The organism is Gardnerella sp. DNF00747 (assembly GCF_049262675.1).
GTDB lineage: Bacteria > Actinomycetota > Actinomycetes > Actinomycetales > Bifidobacteriaceae > Bifidobacterium > Bifidobacterium swidsinskii.
In genome coordinates this window covers 216,604-234,500 of sequence record NZ_CP058394.1, presented here as the reverse complement: position 1 = coordinate 234,500, position 17,897 = coordinate 216,604, and the positions used below count along the sequence as shown (strand labels likewise).

Genomic DNA, 17,897 nt, shown 5'->3' with positions numbered 1-17,897 from the left:
TTTTCAGCGTTTATAAGTTCTAAACTTAATTTACTACTTACCAGCCATGCTTTCGCATAAGCTACGCAGGCAATAAATCAGGCAGCGATGCTTGCAATATCCACTGGAACACCAGGAGCCATCGTAGAAGTCACAGTTACCTTAGTAATGTAACGACCCTTGATGGTGCTTGGCTTCAAGCGGCGGATTTCGTCTGCGACAGCCTTGAAGTTCTCTTCAAGAGCCTTAGCATCGAAGGAGAGCTTGCCGAAGAGGAAGGACAGGTTGCCCTGGCGATCCACGCGGAACTCAATCTTACCGCCCTTAATATCAGCAACAGCCTTGGCTACATCCATAGTCACGGTGCCAGTCTTTGGGTTTGGCATCAAGCTACGAGGACCGAGAACACGACCCAAGCGACCAACCTTACCCATCATGTCTGGGGTTGCAACGACTGCATCGAAGTCAAGGAAGCCACCGGCAACCTTTTCGATAAGCTCGTCATCACCAATAATGTCGGCGCCAGCTTCCTGGGCCTCAGTAGCCTTTGGGCCACGAGCGAACACCAAAACCTTAGCGGTTTTACCGGTGCCGTTTGGCAAGTTAACTACGCCACGAACCAACTGATCAGCCTTGCGAGGATCCACGTTAAGGCGCATAACAGCCTCAACGGACTCGTCGAAAGCGTGCTTTGGCATGCTCTGCAACAAAGCGATAGCTTCAGCTGGGGTGTACAGGTTATTGCGGTCGATCTTCTCAGCCGCTTCACGATACTTCTTAGAACGCTTAGCCATTTCTACACTCCCTTTCAGTCGGTAACGGTAATACCCATCGAGCGAGCGGTGCCCGCGATGATCTTCATACCGGCCTCGACGTCACGTGCGGAGAGGTCAGGCATCTTAATTTCGGCGATCTCGCGCACCTGAGCCTTGGTCACAGAACCAACCTTGTGAGTCAATGGATTCTCGGTGCCCTTCTGAATGCCAGCAGCCTTAAGCAACAAAGCAGCGGCTGGTGGGGTCTTCAAAATGAAGGTGAAGGAACGATCTTCGTAAACGGTGATCTCAACTGGGACGATCTGGCCCATCTTGTCCTTCGTCTGGTCGTTATACGCCTTGCAGAAGTCCATGATGTTCACGCCGTGGGAGCCTAATGCTGGACCCAGTGGTGGGGCTGGATTTGCCTTACCAGCCTGAATCTCGAGCTTAATAAGCGCGGAGACTTTCTTTTTCGGAGCCATAATATGGTTCTTCTTTCTTGTACAAGCGGTTCAAACGGTTGTTGCAAACGCTGATATAGTCGCTTCTTACAGAAGTAAAGCACTTACGAAACGTTGCTATAAAGCTGTTTTGCAGCTTCCTCCCGCATCTTGTATTGCTGTGCTGTGCTAGCGGATTCCTCCTCCAGTCACAAGCCTTCCTATTATGCCACATCTTCGCGACACGCACTATTACGAAAGCTTCAACTATCTTTGCATAGCTATTTTTGCGCAACTATCTTTGCGCAGCTATCTCAGTAGACAATTCGTTAAGTATAGCGTTTCTAGTCCACGCACTCACAGTCATTTTTCTGCGCTTTGCATCGGCTTCGATTAAATGCCAAACGGTATCACTTAACCTAACAGTACGCGGTTTCAACGGCTGAGTTTCATCTTCCTAAGCTCTTCCAGCAAACTGTGTAATAGTGGCACCAGGAAAATTATCTTCTGCCTCCTCAGCCCACTTATCAACAATATCGTCAGTAATAACGAACCCATTTTCCGCAGTATACGTATTCTTACTCATCTCGCATCCCTTATCTCTTGTAAAAATCCCTTTGTAAGACGATTCGCATGAATTATAAGTATTGCGTTGTTTTCAAGCTACCATATCATGCTTTACTTCTATGCTCTTAATACAAACTCCACAAATCTCGAGCAACGCTATAACTAACTCAGAGCAAATAAGAGAACAAGAGAATATCACATTTACTTAAGCAAATTATGAACTGAATAGTACTCTTTCAAAGAATCCTTAGTAATTTTTTGAACGCATATTGCCGAACTATTAGTAGCATCATAAGCACTCTTCCATGGATCCTCACGATGTGTCATAGCACTCAAATCACTACCAGAACACTCAGCAAACTTTTTGCACACTTTTTCCACAAGAAGCTTTTGACCATCTGTTAAAGAATCATCATTCAACTTATCAGTGCTAGGAAGCACAAACTCCCCTTTACGAATCAAAAACTTACCGCGATGCAATGCGAATAATTCTGGGCAAACAGGACCATTTCTCCATGCCTGAAAATCCTCGTTAAATAATGGATATCCAGTAGTAGCCAAAGAATACGCTTGCGAATAGTAAGCTAACTTCTGAAGCTTCATAGTAGTAATAGTTCCAGCAATATCAAGGATGTACGATGCCACGTTAAAGATTGTTGTCATACGCACCTCCCTTTGCGCAACTACATTTGCGCAACAGCAAAAGTTGGAAGTCTACTTCCAAGTTGAGCGCAAAACACTAGAACATTATAAAATGTTAAAACTCTAACTCAGGATTCTTTAACAACTCATCAAACATCGCATGATACAAGCGCAAATTCAAAGACTCTATTCGCGTAATAGTCGAAATTTTGCCGCCAGCATCTTTCGACGAAGCGCCACAAACGTAAACAGCCTCATCATCCGTTCCATAATCTATAACCACATACCTATCGTGATACTTTCTGCCAGCAGTCTTAAACTTCAAATCAACACCAGGACAATCGCTTACAAAATCACCCAACATGCTTTCCGTAAGCATATTCTTGCTCCTAGCGTTATCACTAAAAACTACGATTTCAACCCCTTCACCAGCAAACCGTAATAGTTCCAATGTTTTAAGACCAATATAATTATCAACAACGTAAATGCTTTTCTTAGCTGACTTATATATTTTGCAATACGCAAGATCCGCTTCTATTTTATTGCCGTCCATAAGAAGAAAATGTTTATACGAATCTGGATTAATAAAATTATCCATTACCTTATTAAAATCTTCCTTCGTTGCCATTTGAGATTTTATTTCCGCTATATCATTAGTATTCTGATTCGTTTGAATCGCAAGCTTAGCTAATTCCTTCGCGCCAATAAAATCCTTATTTTCAACAATATAATCCTTCATTTGCTTAAAGGTTCTAACTAATGCCCTACTCTGTTTAACAGCAAGATCACCTCTTAACACAGTCATGAGCATATAAATACCCTGCTCCGTAAAAGCATAAGGCAAATATCGAGAGCCACCCCAACTTGAGGTGAAATTTTTGCACCTCAAGTTTTTGAACTCGTCAGCAGTTAGCCGAAACATAAAATCTTCGCCCTCAAACTTTTCAATATTATTCTTAATCTGTCTATTGAAATTTTTCGTTTCATACCCATATATTTCAGCAAGCTCAAAATCAAGCATGACTTTTTGATTACGAATGTTGTAGATTTTCTCTTTTATTGTTTCAGCGTCTATTATCATTCCAACAGACGCGTTTTTAGAGTCAGCGATAATTAGATTTTTATTCCCCTCTACCATAAGATCACTCCTAAAAAATGTGCGTAAAACCTAGCGCTGTACAACAAAAACTACATTTCTAACACAAAACCCATGAATCGCAAGCAATCAGGGTTATTCCCAAAAATCAATCACAAGCCATAAAACATCTAACAACTAGCAAAACTAGCATGCATCAGCGCATAAATATAATTCTATAAGATTCCACAAATAAAAAGCAACAAAAAAATCGGTTTTAATACAAACGCACAGCACATTTATGTAGTGCGCTTGTACCTGATTTACGGCATGTCATGCCAAATCAGCCAAACGGCTAAGCCGTGAGGAATAAGTGCACTACATAGCAGCGCGAAGGCAGGTCGGAACGCTACACCAATCCACACATATAAAGTGGTAATATTACGAGATTCAAATCTTTTCTAACGCTAAGCTGTTTAGGAGCAAATACATAACTAGTTCCAATTCTTTTTGAAAACTTGTTCTTAAATTTATCAAGAGAAACTGTTTTAAACACATTCCCAGATTTAACTTCAATAGGAGATATACGCATTTTGCCAGCAGAATCCTGAAAAGCTTTAGAAATCAAAAAATCTATTTCCATAGTATTTTCCGAATTTTCTTTGTCTCTATTTGAATAGAAGAATAGGCGATGTCCAGATGCTATTAGCTGTTGCGCAACAACGTTTTCAACTAGCATTCCTTCATTAATTGAGATTTTTCCAAATAAAATTTCTTTATACAGATCATTAGACGCAATACTACTATCTGAAAGTATCATAGAAGTCAACAAACCGGTATCAGCCATATAACATTTTACTAACGCATCATCTGCATTAAGATTCAATCCCACATTTGGATCTGTAGATTTGTAGCAATTATTTGTAATACTCGCATCCGAAAGCCAAAAAAACGCATCCTTATAGTCACGCATACGAGCATTCTTACCTAAGGAAGTAATCCTATATCTTTTTTCATGTCTGGAAAGCTGTGCTGGTATTCCATCAAACACAGACATAACTTTCATTTCATAACCTTTTGCAAACTTTGCAGCATCCTGCCTATAGAGCGAAAGAATACGACGCTTAACCCTATCTACTCGAGCAAAATCTCTCGAATCAACATATTCATTTACAGACTGCGGCATGCCACCAACTAGCATATATTCTCTAAAAAGTCGCATCGCTTTTTTATGTAAAACATCTGGCAAAGGATTTAACTCATCAAATGAATCTTTAATAACTTTCGATAGATTTTCTTCTCCAAAAGCCCACAAAAATTCTTCAAAATCAAGAGGATACATGCGTTCTTCTTGTTCTTCAGATGGAATCAATATTGTTTCAACATTGTGTTTAATAGACAATAACGAGCCAGTCTCTATATAGTCGTATCTGCCATCTGCAACTAGTTGTTTTACAAATTCTCTAGCCTGTGGGAAAAATTGCACTTCGTCAAAAACCATTACCGATTCACGGTTATAAAGTTTCACACCATATAGTGCAGATATGTATGTAAAGAAAGTGCTTAAATCTGAACGATAATCTTCAAATAGCCGAAGCGCATCTTTTGATGCTTGCGAAAAATCAATAAGAATATAAGACTTGTATTCGTTTCTTGCAAACTCTTCAACTATAGTACTTTTCCCAACTCTTCGAGCACCTGTTACTAAAAGCGCTGTTGAACCGCGATCAGCATTCTTCCAATCGAGCATTTTTTGATAAAATTTTCGCCTTAACATATAACACCACTCTTAATTACCACAAAACCGTTGAAAATACTATTGTTTTATAGTATATATTTCACGAAAATCAATGTCAATTTATGCTAAATTTTCACGAAATCAGGGGTAAATATATGCCGAATTTTCACGAAAATCAAGGTGTTATTTCTCTAAATCTTCGCGACACGCTGCATTACAGCAATTCTAAGCAGTTATATGTTTGGCATGAGCAAGTGAAGCAGCACGGCGGTGGCGCTTGCGAACCGCGGCAATAATCATCGTCGTAAGAATCACAGCGCAACCAATAAGCGCGAGCACAAACATCGTCATCCAAAGCGGCCACTGCAACTTATCGCCCGGCACGGAAACAGGATCCGGCAGCACGCGATAGCCTGTCACCAGCAATCTCTGCGTATTAACACCATACGGCGTACAGGTAAGCAGCGTCGCCAGATCACGCCCATTCTCGCGTTGAAGTAACCTAATATCATGCGGATCGACCACGCTAATGCGGAATACCCTGTAACGCAGCGTCTCCCCCTGCACGTCAAAGTAGAAGAAATCACCCTTCTTCAACTCCACTAAATCATCAAACATGGTCGCATTTGGCAAACCCGTATGCGCCGTCACAACAGCGTGACGCGTTTTACCCCCAACCGGCAAATCTGTGCCATACAAGTGTCCAGCGCCATACGCCAAAACCTCCTGCGAACTACCGTGGTAAATCGGCAGCTTAACGCCAATCTTCGGGATTTTCACAATACCCATAATCCCCATCGGCTCATCCAGCTGCTTCGCATACTCCTTATACTCCGGCGTCTTCATATAATCCGTCGTGCCATTGTACGGATCAGCCGTAATAATCGACTTGTGGCGCGCATTATAACGACGAGCCGCGTTCAAAATCTTCTCGCGAGCACTCGCAATCTGCTTACGATTCAAACGATCATACGCGGTAGAAATCTCCTTCGACACCTTGTTATTCCACAACGTTGACGCAACCGGGTACGTGAAGCACAAAATTGCTGCAAGTGCGAGGGCAATTGGCTCGAGAGTGCGGCGGAGTTTGGATTTGGGTTTTTTAGCGGGTTTTGTTGCAGTTGCGGAGGCTGCGGTTTGCGCTGCTGTGGAGGCTGGTGTTGTTTCGGTTGCGGAAGCGACGGGTTTTGCTTGAGCGACGGGTTTTGCTTTGAGTTGCTTGAAGAAAGCATATACTTTAACAACAGCGTCGTTTAATTTCATGCTTCTTCCTTGTAACGTTTATACACGTAAATTTTGTTTCAAATTACGCGTGAAAACACACGTTTTTAGAGCAAGTGAGTCTAGGATTTTAGTTCAGTAAACCCTAGACTCACACTTTGCTATTAGACTACAAGACCAGCTTTAGAAAGCGGATCAGGCGTTCTGCTGCTGTTCCTCTTCTTTGCGATTGCGCATGTAGAGGAACACGCTTGCTGCAATCAAGCCTATGCCAGCAAGCGCAAACAGAATCACGCCAGCAGCACCAGTTGCAGGAAGATTGAACCAGAACTTGTTACCGCCTTTTTCACCATGCAATGGAATGTTAGGGAATTCCAAAGTATCAGGATTATCGTTGGTAGTTGTATCCTTAACAGTTATTTCCTTAACCACAGGAGACAAAGCAAATCCTTCAGGAGCCTTAACCTCAACAACATACAGCGTTGAACCAGCTTCAGCCTTGTAAGGATTAGAGAATTTACCGCCTTCAACAGTAGTTTCATCAAATGCAGAAGCGGCCTTGCAAGGACTATCTTCCGCATCTACTGCTGTATTTTCCTTAAGAGACTTGGTGCACAAATCTGCTTTATTTTTGTCGGTAAATATCTTGAATTCAGCACCAGAAAGCTTTTTACTCTCATCTTCAGAATTGTACTTATCAACCTGCAAATAACCAAACTTGACTGTAGGCTTACTGCCATCAACATTAGGAATTATAGGATTCGGTGCAGTAGTACCCTCATCATGAGCTGGGAAGAAGCCAGACTTATTAGTAATAGTCTTATCTGTAGTAGAATCCTTGAAGGCTTTACTTATGTCAAACGCAAGCTCAACCTCAACTTGAGGAGCCTCAGATCCAGCAGCAACGTTATTCAACTTAGAAGCAATTTTCTTCAAACCTGCTTCAGTGAACTTCACAAGAATGCGAGTGTGACCAGCAGCAAGACCTTTAGTATCTCCAGCTGTAGTAATCTCAGCATTATCAGAATTAGCCATTGCAGTAACGGTGTAGTCGTTGTTCTCACCCTTAGTAAAGGTAGAATCACTACCTGTACCGAACTTTACAGACTGCACAGCAGCATCAAGTCCCTGATTATTAGGTTCTGTAAACGCTGAGGTTGGAGCATCATCGAATACCGCGTAATCCTTAAGATTCTTCTCAGTCAAATCCTTGTCAATCTTAGTCTTGTTCACCTTCGCGGTAATTGTGTAGTAAATTTTATCTTTTACACCAGCAAAAATGTGAGATTTATCAACATTCTTCTTAATTGCAGAAGAAAGATCAATATTCTTTGGCTTAACTACAGGATTATACTCATACACAGTTGTGGTCTTGCCATTATCAGTCTTCTGTTCAATCAAAGGCAAAGTCATGTAGAAACTACTGAAATCGTAAGCACCATAACCATCAGGAACCTTCTCAACAATCTTATACAAACCAACAGCAAGATTATTAAGTGTAGACTTACCATCCTTGTCTGTAGCAGTCATATTGTGCACATCAGTTCTAGTTCCAAGAGTTACAACTCCAGCTTCTTCCGGATGAGCGTTTAGCTTAGAAACAATACCAGCAATCTTCTGCCAAGAATCATACTGAGCAAGATTCAAAGTAACATCATTAGTTCCTTCCTTAATGGATGCAACTTTAGTTACAGTGAAACTAACATCTTTAAGAGGTTCAAAACCAGCAGGGCAAGATGTATCTTGCGTTTTGCCTGTCTCATTAGATGCGGACGCATTAGCAGTACTAGACGAAGCAACGGTAGTAGTAGTTGTAGAGACATCCTTTTTCTTGCACTTAACAATAGTTAAACTACCGGTTGTCGGAGCTTCACTCTCCCATGGAGCCTTAGGACCCATTTTAACAGAAGGTTGTGGAACACCCGGCTTACTACTAGCCCACGCAACTCCAGCCACAGTTACAGCGCCGGCGACGCACAGCGTGCCAGCCATCGCAAGCGACGCAACCGCCGCCACGAATTTATTAGTGAACTTTTTCATGTTCACTCCTTTCGTATGCCGTTTTACGGCAAGTAGAGAATTAGTTTGCATTGATAATGCTCTTGACGAGTAGAGTTTTAAAATTTTTGGCATTTACTTTGTGTTATCACGCTCCCGAATCCCGAAAGACTGCGCAATAAAACAATACGCAATAAAACAATGCGCGAAACAGGAAGGCTTGATGCGCAAATGCGTACGTAGTCGCCTTATGCGAAGCACGGCGAGTAAATGCATATACAACTGCTTCATACGTGATTGCATAAGCCTCGCCGCCTTCCAAAAATTAATTTGCGAGCGCACTCACTTTGACTTACCACGAAGCCAGCCGCCAGCAGATTTACCAACAGAGCAGCAAGAATACCAAACTGCAAATTCCAACTCTGACCGCCCGTATTCGGCAAAGTAAAATTACTCGCCAAGTGAATATTGAACGTAAAAGCAGCAAACTCCTTCTTTTCTTTAAAAGCAGTAGGAGTTGCAGAAGTTAGCGCAGATTTTATTGAATCAGGAGTTAAGGTACCTGTTAAAGCATCAAACTTATTTAGAGCTTCAGGCTTCAGCGCGTATACAACACAACTGTAATCGCCAACCTTAGTCGGCTTTATGCTCACTTCCATAGAAGCTTGAGACGCAATCTTATCCGCAGTACATTCGTTATCGCCTTTTCCTGCTTTATTGCATCTAGTTTGATCCTTATCCCCAGGCACACTCAACCCAAGCTCGTCAAGATTTCTGCTCCAAGTATTGTATTCAAGAGACTTATTCTTCTTCTCGCCCTTCGAGCACAGCACGCGCAACGTAATCTTATTCGTGCTATCCGCCGCAGAAGTAGCATCAACAAACGGCTTAAGACTCATGCCGAGTATCGCAGAAATATTGTTATTGCTGCTAGACAATGCCGCCGGCAACGAACCATCGCTGGTTTTAAACGGATACACTTTCAGCGTAAGATCATTATCACTAATTTTTGGCTTTGGCTTATCTCCAAACTGGATTATTACAGTCTTATAATCCCAGTCAACGCCTTTCGCAATAGATGTTTTATTGTCCCACTTATCTTCAACAATGTTTCGTTCTGGATTATCGAACAATAACTTCATATCTGTATTAGTTTTGACTCTTTTGCCAAACTCTTCTGCCAATTTAGACGATTGTGGCTTTTTATGAGTTGATAAGTCTTGTTTTAAGTCAACATCCTTAATAGCAAACACTTTGCACTCAAAAGTGCCAGCCTCTTTAGGCGTGCCACTAATCCAGCTTTGAGAGCGCTCAGTATAATCATCATTCTCATACACAGCAGAATTCTCTGCATTTTTATCAGGTCGATTCTGATTTTCCATATGCTTGAACTGAGTCTGCGTAACTAAACTCAAATCATTAACACGGTCTGACGTATAATTATCGCTACCACTTTCATGGCAAATCATACGGTGATAGATAGAACCAGGCTTATCTGTCGATTTCGATTCAATAAAAAGCTTATTAATAGGATCGTAAACGTCTTTATTATCATCACTGACGACAGTACCTACGCTAGGAGTTGAACCCTTAGACTTTGGTTTTATAATAATTTTATTACCACTTACCGCAACACCATCCTGCGCATTCCCAAAATCGTATAAGCTCAGCGATAAATCATCGGGCTGAGCCTTAGGCAAATCATCCTTAGCAAATATCGCTTTAATCCTAGTGCTGGATTTAGAACCACCTGGATAATGTATTACAACATAAAACCTATATGTATTAGCTACTAACCATTTGCTCGCAAAAAAACGTATAGAACCATCGCTATTTTTCGTAGATTTAGCAGTGTAGCTATCATTCTCACCCTTGAAAAAAGCATACTTTACGGAATCATTATTTCCACTATACTTTTCCAACCCAAGCCACACGCCAGCAGGTAATGTTTGCTGCACTTTACCTGCAACTTTTATTGTTGGAGTAAGAATCTGAGGAACCCTATTATAAGGCTCGCCATTCTTACTTTTAATGTTTATTGTTTTATTACCATAAGTAATGCTGTAGCATTTTTCAGGAGTATTATACCTTCTATTATTCTTGCACGCTTCCGGAAGTTCAGGCTTTTCATTCGCGCCTCTGTCAGTGCCTTTAACAGCTTCCGCAGAATCAATGTCTTTCTTTTTAACGCTTTTCTTTACAGCAGTCTCAGCTAACTTAGCCTTATCAACACCATTGTTACTATCAGACTTCTGCCGCTTAACAGACTGCGATTCCTTATTATCTTTATTTAAAGTACTTGAAGTATCAGTATTTTTCTTATTAGGCTCAGTAGTATTATTAGATTCACTCTGCTCAGACTGCTTATTCGATTCACCATCGTTTTTAGTAGAACCAGCCTTCGCACCCTCAGCCTTCTCAGTAGAAGTAGCACTTTCGCCAGCACTCAACGCATAAGTTGGAGCAATCACAAAAGTAGCAAGCAATATTGCAATCGCCACAAAAAAAGCAAATAACGAACGGCGAATTGAGCGCACTAGTCGAAGGAAACGGCTAAATATATGCGAATTAAACATATACACCTACCTTCTAATTCGCCCTCTTATATCATAATGTCGTTATTACAACGGCACTGAAAAACTCGAATTCTCGCTAAAATTCTCTGCTAAAAACGCTCTTCCCAAACACTCAGCACTATACCCCCCCCCCCACGCCTATTTGCAAGCCAAACTAAATATTTGGAAATATTTATTATTTATATTGATAAAAGCACTGTAATTGCAAGAAAATTTAGGATTATTTCCCCATTTTACGGCGTGTCGTAGTAAATAAGCGAACTAACTAAAACGAAAAACCAAGCAAAACCAAAAAAACTAAACTAAACAAAAACTAAACAAAAAACCGGAGTGCAATACGCACCCCGGTTTGTAAAATCTACAAAAGCTAGCTACAAAAGCCTAGGCTTTCAGCTCAAACAATCGGCTCAACTTGGTTAAACCCAAGCTCCACAGGAGTTTCACGTCCAAAGATGGAAACCAACACCGTAAGCTTCTGAGTTGTAGGCTCCACGTCCGAAACCACAGCTGCCATCGTTGAGAATGGACCGTCGGTAACTGTTACCTGATCGCCAACCTTGTAAGCAACCTCAACCTTACGCTTACGTGCCGCAGCCGGCTTATCGCCAGCATTCTTCAAAGCTTCGGAAGCAATCATCGGAGCCATCATTGACACAACTTCCTTGCGGCTCAATGGTGCAGGCTCTCTAGAAGGACCAACGAAACCAGTCACACCCTCAGTCTCGCGCACAATGCGGCGAGCGTTCTCATCCGGCCACATGCGAATCAACACATATCCTGGCACACGCACGCGGGTAATAACCTTCTTACCCTTTTCCGTATGCTTCTCGACTTCTTCCATAGGAACTTCAATCTGGAAAATCTTATCTTCCAAACCAAAGTTCTGCACGCGGGATTCAACGTTAGTTTTCACGCGCTTTTCGTAACCAGAATACGTGTGAAGAACGTACCACTTGCCTTCCAAAGTGCGAAGTTTCTTAGAAAATTCTGCTACAGCGATTGCGCCGGCATCAGTTGGGTCGGCTTCGTTCGCATCGTCAGCATCAGTAGTTTCATCAGCATCGCTAGTTTCGTCAGTTTCGTTAGAAACATCAGCAACACTGTCAGCAGCAGCGCCATCAGCTACATCAGCTGCAACATCAGCAGATTCCTCATCCACATCAGCTTCAACAGACTCGCTAGAAGCAGCAGCTTCATCATTCACAGCTGACTCGTTTGCTTCGTCAGCATCATGAGAAGCAAAAGCCTCATCAGCTTCACTCGCTTCTTCGAAATTGAATTCATCAGTCATCTTGCATACACCTTCAAAATTTCAACTCAGCCAATTTCAACTCAGCCGAACAGCCACATTACGGACTTACCCAAACCGAAGTCCATGCAGGTGACGAAAGCCATCAAAAATACAACAAATATGAAAACTGCAGACGACCAAGCAAACAACTCTTTGCCATGAGGTGCAATAACCTTGCGCGTCTCGTCAATAGTTTGCTTAACGAACATGCCAATACGCACGAACAAGTTATGCTTTACTGCTTTCTTAGTACTGCGTGCCTGCGCCATGCTTGAATCCTTCGTGTAAAAACTTGAACAAAAAACTGGCAGGGACGGCGGGACTCGAACCCACAACCTACGGTTTTGGAGACCGTTGCGCTACCAATTGCGCCACATCCCTAAGGTGAACTCGCTCATCATACCCCAAAAGGAACGAAATAGCAAACCGCCAGATAGACATACTATCTCATGGGCATGATTTCGTTATATCGTCACACAAAAAGCGAGTGTCGCATTGTGCAACGGCAAGCAAGTTCTTATTTTGCAATACATACTTGCTTAAGCTTCAACCCACTTCTTCATGCGACGCATGCCCTCAGCAAGCTGGTCGTCAGCAAGAGCGCAAGAGAATCGCAAATAGCCAGGAGCACCAAAAGCTTCTCCCGGAACCGCAGCAACATGCGCTTCGTCAAGCAACATTTCAGCAAATCGAGAAGAAGTATGCGGCAGTTCGCGCTTCTCGCCAAGCGGACGCTCAAGCAACGCCTCAATGTTAGCAAACGCATAAAAAGCGCCGTGAGGAAGAGGGCAAGTAACGCCGTCAATATTGTTCAACGCTTCCACAATTGCTTTGCGTCTAGCATCAAAAGCCTCACGCATAGTGGCGACCACATCCAGCGAACCGCCGACTGCAGCAATTGCTGCGCGCTGCGAAATATTAGAAACATTAGAAGTCATATGGCTTTGAAGCTTAATTGCAGCTTTAGCAACATCTTCCGGCGCCACCATCCAGCCAACACGCCAGCCAGGCATTGCGTAAGTTTTAGCAACACCATTCAAAATCAGCAGCTGCTCGCGAATTTCCGGCACCTCGACGCCAATATACGAAGTCGAAATGCCGTCGTAATGCAAGTGCTCGTAAATCTCATCAGAAATAACCCAAATATGGTGTTTTACAGCCCACTCGCCGATTGCGCGAATAGTTTGCGCGCTCCAAATAGCACCTGTAGGATTCGAAGGCGAAGTTACGATAATTGCGCGCGTGCGTGAAGTGCGAGCGGACTCAATTGTCTCAACATCTGGCTCAAAACCGCGATCTGCACCTGCCAAAACCGGCACAGGCACGCCGCCTGCAAGCTTTACTGCTTCCGGATAACTCGTCCAATACGGAGCTGGAATAATAACTTCGTCGCCATCATTTAAAAGAATTTGGCAAGCTTCGTACACAGCTTGCTTTCCGCCGTTTGTAACTACGACTTGATTTGAGGAAACTTCGTATCCGGAATCTCGCTGCACTTTACGAGCAATTGCTTCTCTAAGCTCAGATAAACCTGCAGTAGCAGTATAACGATAGTTGCGCGGATCTTTACACGCTTGTGTTGCAGCATCAACAATGTAAGAAGGAGTAGGAAAATCTGGCTCTCCTGCACCAAAGCTTACGACGTCAATTCCGTCAGCTTTCATAGCTTTTGCCTTGCCGTCTACTGCCAAAGTTGCGCTCGGAGCGACTCGGTTAATACGCTCGCTTAATACGCGCCAATTTTCTGAGGATGAAGTTTCTGCAATATTCTCTGCCATGATTTACAGTGTAACCTTAAGCCGCGAAACGGGCGAAACAAGCGAAACTGTCGAAAACACCAAACCAACCGATGAAATCGACAAAACACAAGCCGCTAGCAATTACACAAGCACGAGATTATCGCGATGAACCACCGGATGCGCATACTGACGGCCGAGTGATTCTTCAAGCTCATCGCTCGTACGCCCCATAATCTCCGGAATTTCCTCCGCGTCAAAAGCCACTAAACCCTTAGCCAAATGGTTACCCTGCTCATCGTCAATCCACACAGGATCCGTCGCCGAAAACTCGCCGCGCACACCAACAATACCAGCCGCAAGAAGGCTCGCACGTCCGCCGCGCACAGCTTTAGCAGCACCAGAATCAACCACCAAAGTTCCGTGCGGATTAGACGCAAACCCAATCCAAAGTCGCCTAGAAGAATCGCGCGTATGCACCGGCGCAAACACAGTGCCAACAGCATCTCCAGCCAGTGCCGGACCAGCATTTCCAGCGCAAGTAAGCACGGTTGGAATACCCGAAACTGCCGCCACATGCGCGGCTTCCAGCTTCGTCACCATACCCCCAGTACCTACACCCGAAACGCTTGCGCCAACTTTCACTTCTTCTAAAGCACGCGTCACATCTGGCACAAAGCTCACTCGTTTTGCGCCAGGTTCGCTAGGCGGCGCAGTATAAAGCGAATCCACATCTGTAAGCAGCACAAGCGCTTCTGCACGCACAATATTCGCAACTAATGCTGCAAGTCTGTCGTTGTCACCGAATCGAATTTCGTTGCTAGAAAGCGCATCATTTTCGTTTACGATTGGAATTACGCCAAGTTCAAGAAGCCGCAGCATTGTGCGCTGAGCGTTACGGTAGCGAGACGGCGAAATAGTAACGTCCGCAGTAAGAAGCATTTGCCCGACTCTGAAACCAAATTGCGAAAATGCTGCTTCGTATTGAGCCATAAGCAATCCTTGACCAACTGAAGCTGTTGCCTGCTGAGTTGGCACATCTTTAGGACGCTCATTAAAGCCGAGCAAACCAAATCCAGCTGCAATTGCACCAGAAGACACAAGCACAATGCGAGCACCTTGCATTTGCGCGTGACTTATTGCAGTCACAAGAGCGCGCAACTTTTGCACATCCAGCTGCCCAGACGCGCTCGTAAGTGAGCTTGAGCCAACTTTTACAACGATTGTGCGCGCCTCACGAATTGAACACCGAACCCCATCTTCGGTAAGCTCAATTTCTGGATTATTCATAAGATTCCCCTTGACCTTGATTTTTCTAGTTTTTCTGCTCTTCTCCACGACCAAACAAACTATTTTCATCATGGCGATCGTCATCCACAGAAGGATCCGCCCAGTGACCCGACTTTCGCTCAGCCATCATCGCGTCTCGAACTGCGCTCTTTGCATCCATCATGCTGTGATAATCTCGTCTACGCTCAGCATTCGTGCGCCTTGCTCCGCGAGGATCGTTCGCTTCGATTCGCAAATCCTTGCCACGCGCACCCAAGTTAGCGCCGTCCAATCCTTCTGCACCGGCAGCGATACTTGGATCCCAGTCGAAGCAAACCATATGATTCCTAGTGCCAATACGAATTTCGTCTCCTGGACGCGCGCCCTTCTTGCGCAATTCATCCTCAACGCCAAGCTTTGCCAAGCGATCCGCCAAATAACCAACGGCTTCGTCGTTGTCGAAATTCGTTTGTATAACCCAGCGCTCAGGTTTTGCGCCAGTAACAGTGAACCAAAAATCACCATTCCTGTCTTCCTCGCGCTTAATTTCAAAGTCTGCACTATTTCCACGTCCATCATCGCGGCGACGACGCAAAGCTGAAGTCTGCTGCTCAAGAGGCTGAATGACAACACGCTCTTCTTCACGCGCTGCTTCCTCGGCAGCGAGTTTCTCTCGCATCTTTTCAACCAATCGTCCAAGCGCAAAACCGAGCTCTTTCAAGCCTTCGTGAGACGCGGTAGAAATCTCAAATACAGTCAATCCCATTTTTTCAAATTCACCGCGTACAAAATCAGCCAATTCTTTAGCTTCAGGCACATCGACTTTATTTAGCACAATAATGCGCGGACGCTCTGGAATTGGGATTGCACCCAACGGAAGCTCAAGCTTATCAGCGTATTGCGCAAGCTCATGCTCAAGAGCGTGGTAATCGCTAATTGGATCGCGATTTGGCTCCAGCGTTGCGCAATCGATTACATGCGCAATAATTTCTGTGCGCTCAATATGACGCAAAAACTCAAGACCTAAGCCTTTTCCTTCGGAAGCTCCTGGAATTAAGCCTGGAACGTCTGCAATTGTGTAGCGATAGTTGCCGAAGCTTACAACACCTAGGTTTGGCACCAAAGTAGTAAACGGGTAGTCAGCAATTTTCGGCTTAGCTGCACTAATTGAAGCAACTAAGCTTGATTTTCCTGCAGAAGGGAATCCAACTAAAGCTACGTCTGCGATAGACTTGAGTTCCAAAATTACATCGCGTTCTTCGCCAGGCTCGCCTAAAAGCGCGAATCCTGGGGCACGACGAGTTTTGTTTGCGAGTGCTGCGTTGCCAAGACCGCCGGCACCCCCCTGCGCCACAACGAATTTGTCTCCAACATGTTGCAAATCCGCCAAAACTTCGCCAGGTCGCTTTTGAGAGCCTGCGGCACCGCGTGCTGTAAAAACAACAGTTCCAACAGGCACCGGAAGCACTAAGTCTGCACCTTTTGAACCGTCTTTAGTGTCACCTAAGCCCATCGTACCGTTTTCTGCAGTACGGTGAGGCATGAAGCGGTAGTCAAGTAAGCTGTTTGCGTTACGATCAGCTACAAAAATAACGGAACCACCGTCACCGCCATTACCGCCATTTGGACCTGCTAATGGCTTGTACTTTTCGCGACGAACTCCGGCAGATCCGTTTCCACCATCTCCGCCTTTTACATGCACTGTTACTCGGTCTACAAAATCACTCATACTGCTACCTTACTCGAAGATAAACACTTAAATTCTCGGGAACATGCGAGAACAAAAAAGCCGCACCGAACGGGGGTGCGGCTTAAACGTTTTATTGTCGACTTATTGTCGAATCTGTTTAGGCTTAGCTAAGATTCAGGCGGTAACAACGTCAACAACCTTGCGGTCGCGACGAATACCGAACTTCACATTGCCGTCCACCAAAGCGTACAGCGTGTGATCCTTGCCCAAAGCAACGTTCTGACCTGCGTGGAACTTAGTGCCGCGCTGACGAACGATAATGTTGCCAGCCACTACAGCTTCACCGCCAAACTTCTTAACACCAAGATATTGCGCTTGTGAGTCGCGACCGTTGCGCGAGCTAGACGCACCCTTCTTATGTGCCATCTCACTGTCCTTTCAGGTTTATAACACCGTCAATCAGGCGATGGCCGTGATCTTGACGAGAGTCAACTTCTGACGATGACCCTTGCGACGAGCCACACCAGTCTTGTTCTTATACTTCATAATGCTAATCTTTGGACCTTTGGCTTCGTCGTTCAAGACTTCTGCCTTCACCGTGATCTTAGCAAGATCCTTGGCACTCAAGGTTACCTTAGCACCGTCAACAACGAGCGCGACCGGGAATTCCACGGTATCGCCCTTCTTTGCATCGAGACGGTTCACGAGAATGGCGTCGCCAACCTCGACCTTCTCTTGATGGCCACCGGCCTTCACAATCGCGTACATAATTCGTTCCTTAGCTCAATTGAAAGCTTACTTTTGCCTTGCGCACAGCAAAACACGCGCGGCAAGACACCGACTATCAAAAATACACCTACCCATGTACTAACGTCAAGTCGCTAGATTCATGAGTCAATGCAGACAATATTCAATAT

The 17,897-nt window shown here is 44.2% G+C and carries 16 protein-coding genes and 1 tRNA gene; all 17 read right to left on the bottom strand.

Annotation, left to right across the window (positions count from 1 at the left end; genetic code table 11):
• Positions 1–77: 77 nt before the first annotated feature.
• Positions 78–773 (bottom strand): 50S ribosomal protein L1, encoded by a 696-nt coding sequence (gene rplA / locus HXT32_RS00935; protein ID WP_119522624.1) that lies wholly within the window; start codon positions 771–773, stop codon positions 78–80.
• A 14-nt stretch (positions 774–787) separates the two neighbouring features.
• Positions 788–1,219 carry a 50S ribosomal protein L11 gene (rplK, locus tag HXT32_RS00930; RefSeq protein WP_004118588.1) on the bottom strand — a complete coding sequence of 144 codons (432 nt, stop codon included), beginning with the start codon at positions 1,217–1,219 and terminating at the stop codon, positions 788–790.
• 415 nt (positions 1,220–1,634) lie between these two features.
• Positions 1,635–1,763, bottom strand: coding sequence for a hypothetical protein (locus HXT32_RS00925; RefSeq protein ID WP_410310297.1), 129 nt, complete (start codon positions 1,761–1,763; stop codon positions 1,635–1,637).
• Between the two features lie 182 nt (positions 1,764–1,945).
• Complete coding sequence (locus tag HXT32_RS00920; RefSeq protein ID WP_422118984.1) at positions 1,946–2,407, bottom strand: Panacea domain-containing protein; 462 nt, start codon at positions 2,405–2,407, stop codon at positions 1,946–1,948.
• A gap of 94 nt (positions 2,408–2,501) precedes the next feature.
• Positions 2,502–3,524, bottom strand: coding sequence for an ORF6N domain-containing protein (locus tag HXT32_RS00915; RefSeq protein WP_116440658.1), 1,023 nt, complete (start codon positions 3,522–3,524; stop codon positions 2,502–2,504).
• A gap of 346 nt (positions 3,525–3,870) precedes the next feature.
• Positions 3,871–5,238, bottom strand: a complete 1,368-nt coding sequence (locus tag HXT32_RS00910; protein ID WP_033888488.1) for an ATP-binding protein — start codon at positions 5,236–5,238, stop codon at positions 3,871–3,873.
• A gap of 186 nt (positions 5,239–5,424) precedes the next feature.
• Positions 5,425–6,462 carry a class C sortase gene (locus HXT32_RS00905; RefSeq protein WP_004109166.1) on the bottom strand — a complete coding sequence of 346 codons (1,038 nt, stop codon included), beginning with the start codon at positions 6,460–6,462 and terminating at the stop codon, positions 5,425–5,427.
• Positions 6,463–6,615: 153 nt separating this feature from the next.
• Positions 6,616–8,460, bottom strand: a complete 1,845-nt coding sequence (locus tag HXT32_RS00900; RefSeq protein WP_422118983.1) for a SpaH/EbpB family LPXTG-anchored major pilin — start codon at positions 8,458–8,460, stop codon at positions 6,616–6,618.
• Between the two features lie 245 nt (positions 8,461–8,705).
• A complete protein-coding gene (locus tag HXT32_RS00895) occupies positions 8,706–10,994 on the bottom strand; it encodes a hypothetical protein (protein ID WP_422118982.1) in 2,289 nt (762 codons plus the stop codon).
• Between the two features lie 394 nt (positions 10,995–11,388).
• The gene (gene nusG, locus HXT32_RS00890) at positions 11,389–12,285 is read right to left on the bottom strand and encodes a transcription termination/antitermination protein NusG (RefSeq protein WP_004109157.1); all 897 of its coding nucleotides are present in this window, start codon (positions 12,283–12,285) and stop codon (positions 11,389–11,391) included.
• A gap of 41 nt (positions 12,286–12,326) precedes the next feature.
• Positions 12,327–12,554, bottom strand: a complete 228-nt coding sequence (gene secE / locus HXT32_RS00885; RefSeq protein WP_004106254.1) for a preprotein translocase subunit SecE — start codon at positions 12,552–12,554, stop codon at positions 12,327–12,329.
• Positions 12,555–12,590: 36 nt separating this feature from the next.
• Positions 12,591–12,666 (bottom strand) — tRNA-Trp (locus HXT32_RS00880).
• A gap of 158 nt (positions 12,667–12,824) precedes the next feature.
• Positions 12,825–14,063: a pyridoxal phosphate-dependent aminotransferase gene (locus HXT32_RS00875; RefSeq protein WP_076003075.1), complete on the bottom strand. Its 1,239-nt coding sequence runs from the start codon at positions 14,061–14,063 to the stop codon at positions 12,825–12,827.
• A gap of 102 nt (positions 14,064–14,165) precedes the next feature.
• Positions 14,166–15,311 carry a glutamate 5-kinase gene (gene proB, locus HXT32_RS00870; RefSeq protein WP_004109151.1) on the bottom strand — a complete coding sequence of 382 codons (1,146 nt, stop codon included), beginning with the start codon at positions 15,309–15,311 and terminating at the stop codon, positions 14,166–14,168.
• A 25-nt stretch (positions 15,312–15,336) separates the two neighbouring features.
• Positions 15,337–17,019 carry a GTPase ObgE gene (obgE, locus tag HXT32_RS00865; RefSeq protein WP_116440655.1) on the bottom strand — a complete coding sequence of 561 codons (1,683 nt, stop codon included), beginning with the start codon at positions 17,017–17,019 and terminating at the stop codon, positions 15,337–15,339.
• Between the two features lie 135 nt (positions 17,020–17,154).
• Positions 17,155–17,406, bottom strand: a complete 252-nt coding sequence (gene rpmA, locus HXT32_RS00860) for a 50S ribosomal protein L27 (protein WP_004106248.1) — start codon at positions 17,404–17,406, stop codon at positions 17,155–17,157.
• Positions 17,407–17,439: 33 nt separating this feature from the next.
• Positions 17,440–17,748 carry a 50S ribosomal protein L21 gene (gene rplU, locus HXT32_RS00855; RefSeq protein ID WP_004111933.1) on the bottom strand — a complete coding sequence of 103 codons (309 nt, stop codon included), beginning with the start codon at positions 17,746–17,748 and terminating at the stop codon, positions 17,440–17,442.
• Positions 17,749–17,897 lie beyond the last annotated feature (149 nt).

Bases quoted from the DNA above. Each gene is read 5' to 3' on its own strand.
- HXT32_RS00920 (WP_422118984.1), bottom strand. From the start codon at position 2,407: ATGACAACAATCTTTAACGTGGCATCGTACATCCTTGATATTGCTGGA.
- secE (WP_004106254.1), bottom strand. From the start codon at position 12,554: ATGGCGCAGGCACGCAGTACTAAGAAAGCAGTAAAGCATAACTTGTTC.
- HXT32_RS00925 (WP_410310297.1), bottom strand. From the start codon at position 1,763: ATGAGTAAGAATACGTATACTGCGGAAAATGGGTTCGTTATTACTGAC.
- obgE (WP_116440655.1), bottom strand. From the start codon at position 17,019: ATGAGTGATTTTGTAGACCGAGTAACAGTGCATGTAAAAGGCGGAGAT.
- rplU (WP_004111933.1), bottom strand. From the start codon at position 17,748: ATGTACGCGATTGTGAAGGCCGGTGGCCATCAAGAGAAGGTCGAGGTT.
- HXT32_RS00895 (WP_422118982.1), bottom strand. From the start codon at position 10,994: ATGTTTAATTCGCATATATTTAGCCGTTTCCTTCGACTAGTGCGCTCA.
- rplA (WP_119522624.1), bottom strand. From the start codon at position 773: ATGGCTAAGCGTTCTAAGAAGTATCGTGAAGCGGCTGAGAAGATCGAC.
- HXT32_RS00900 (WP_422118983.1), bottom strand. From the start codon at position 8,460: ATGAAAAAGTTCACTAATAAATTCGTGGCGGCGGTTGCGTCGCTTGCG.
- HXT32_RS00875 (WP_076003075.1), bottom strand. From the start codon at position 14,063: ATGGCAGAGAATATTGCAGAAACTTCATCCTCAGAAAATTGGCGCGTA.
- HXT32_RS00915 (WP_116440658.1), bottom strand. From the start codon at position 3,524: ATGGTAGAGGGGAATAAAAATCTAATTATCGCTGACTCTAAAAACGCG.
- rplK (WP_004118588.1), bottom strand. From the start codon at position 1,219: ATGGCTCCGAAAAAGAAAGTCTCCGCGCTTATTAAGCTCGAGATTCAG.
- rpmA (WP_004106248.1), bottom strand. From the start codon at position 17,406: ATGGCACATAAGAAGGGTGCGTCTAGCTCGCGCAACGGTCGCGACTCA.
- nusG (WP_004109157.1), bottom strand. From the start codon at position 12,285: ATGACTGATGAATTCAATTTCGAAGAAGCGAGTGAAGCTGATGAGGCT.
- HXT32_RS00905 (WP_004109166.1), bottom strand. From the start codon at position 6,462: ATGAAATTAAACGACGCTGTTGTTAAAGTATATGCTTTCTTCAAGCAA.
- proB (WP_004109151.1), bottom strand. From the start codon at position 15,311: ATGAATAATCCAGAAATTGAGCTTACCGAAGATGGGGTTCGGTGTTCA.
- HXT32_RS00910 (WP_033888488.1), bottom strand. From the start codon at position 5,238: ATGTTAAGGCGAAAATTTTATCAAAAAATGCTCGATTGGAAGAATGCT.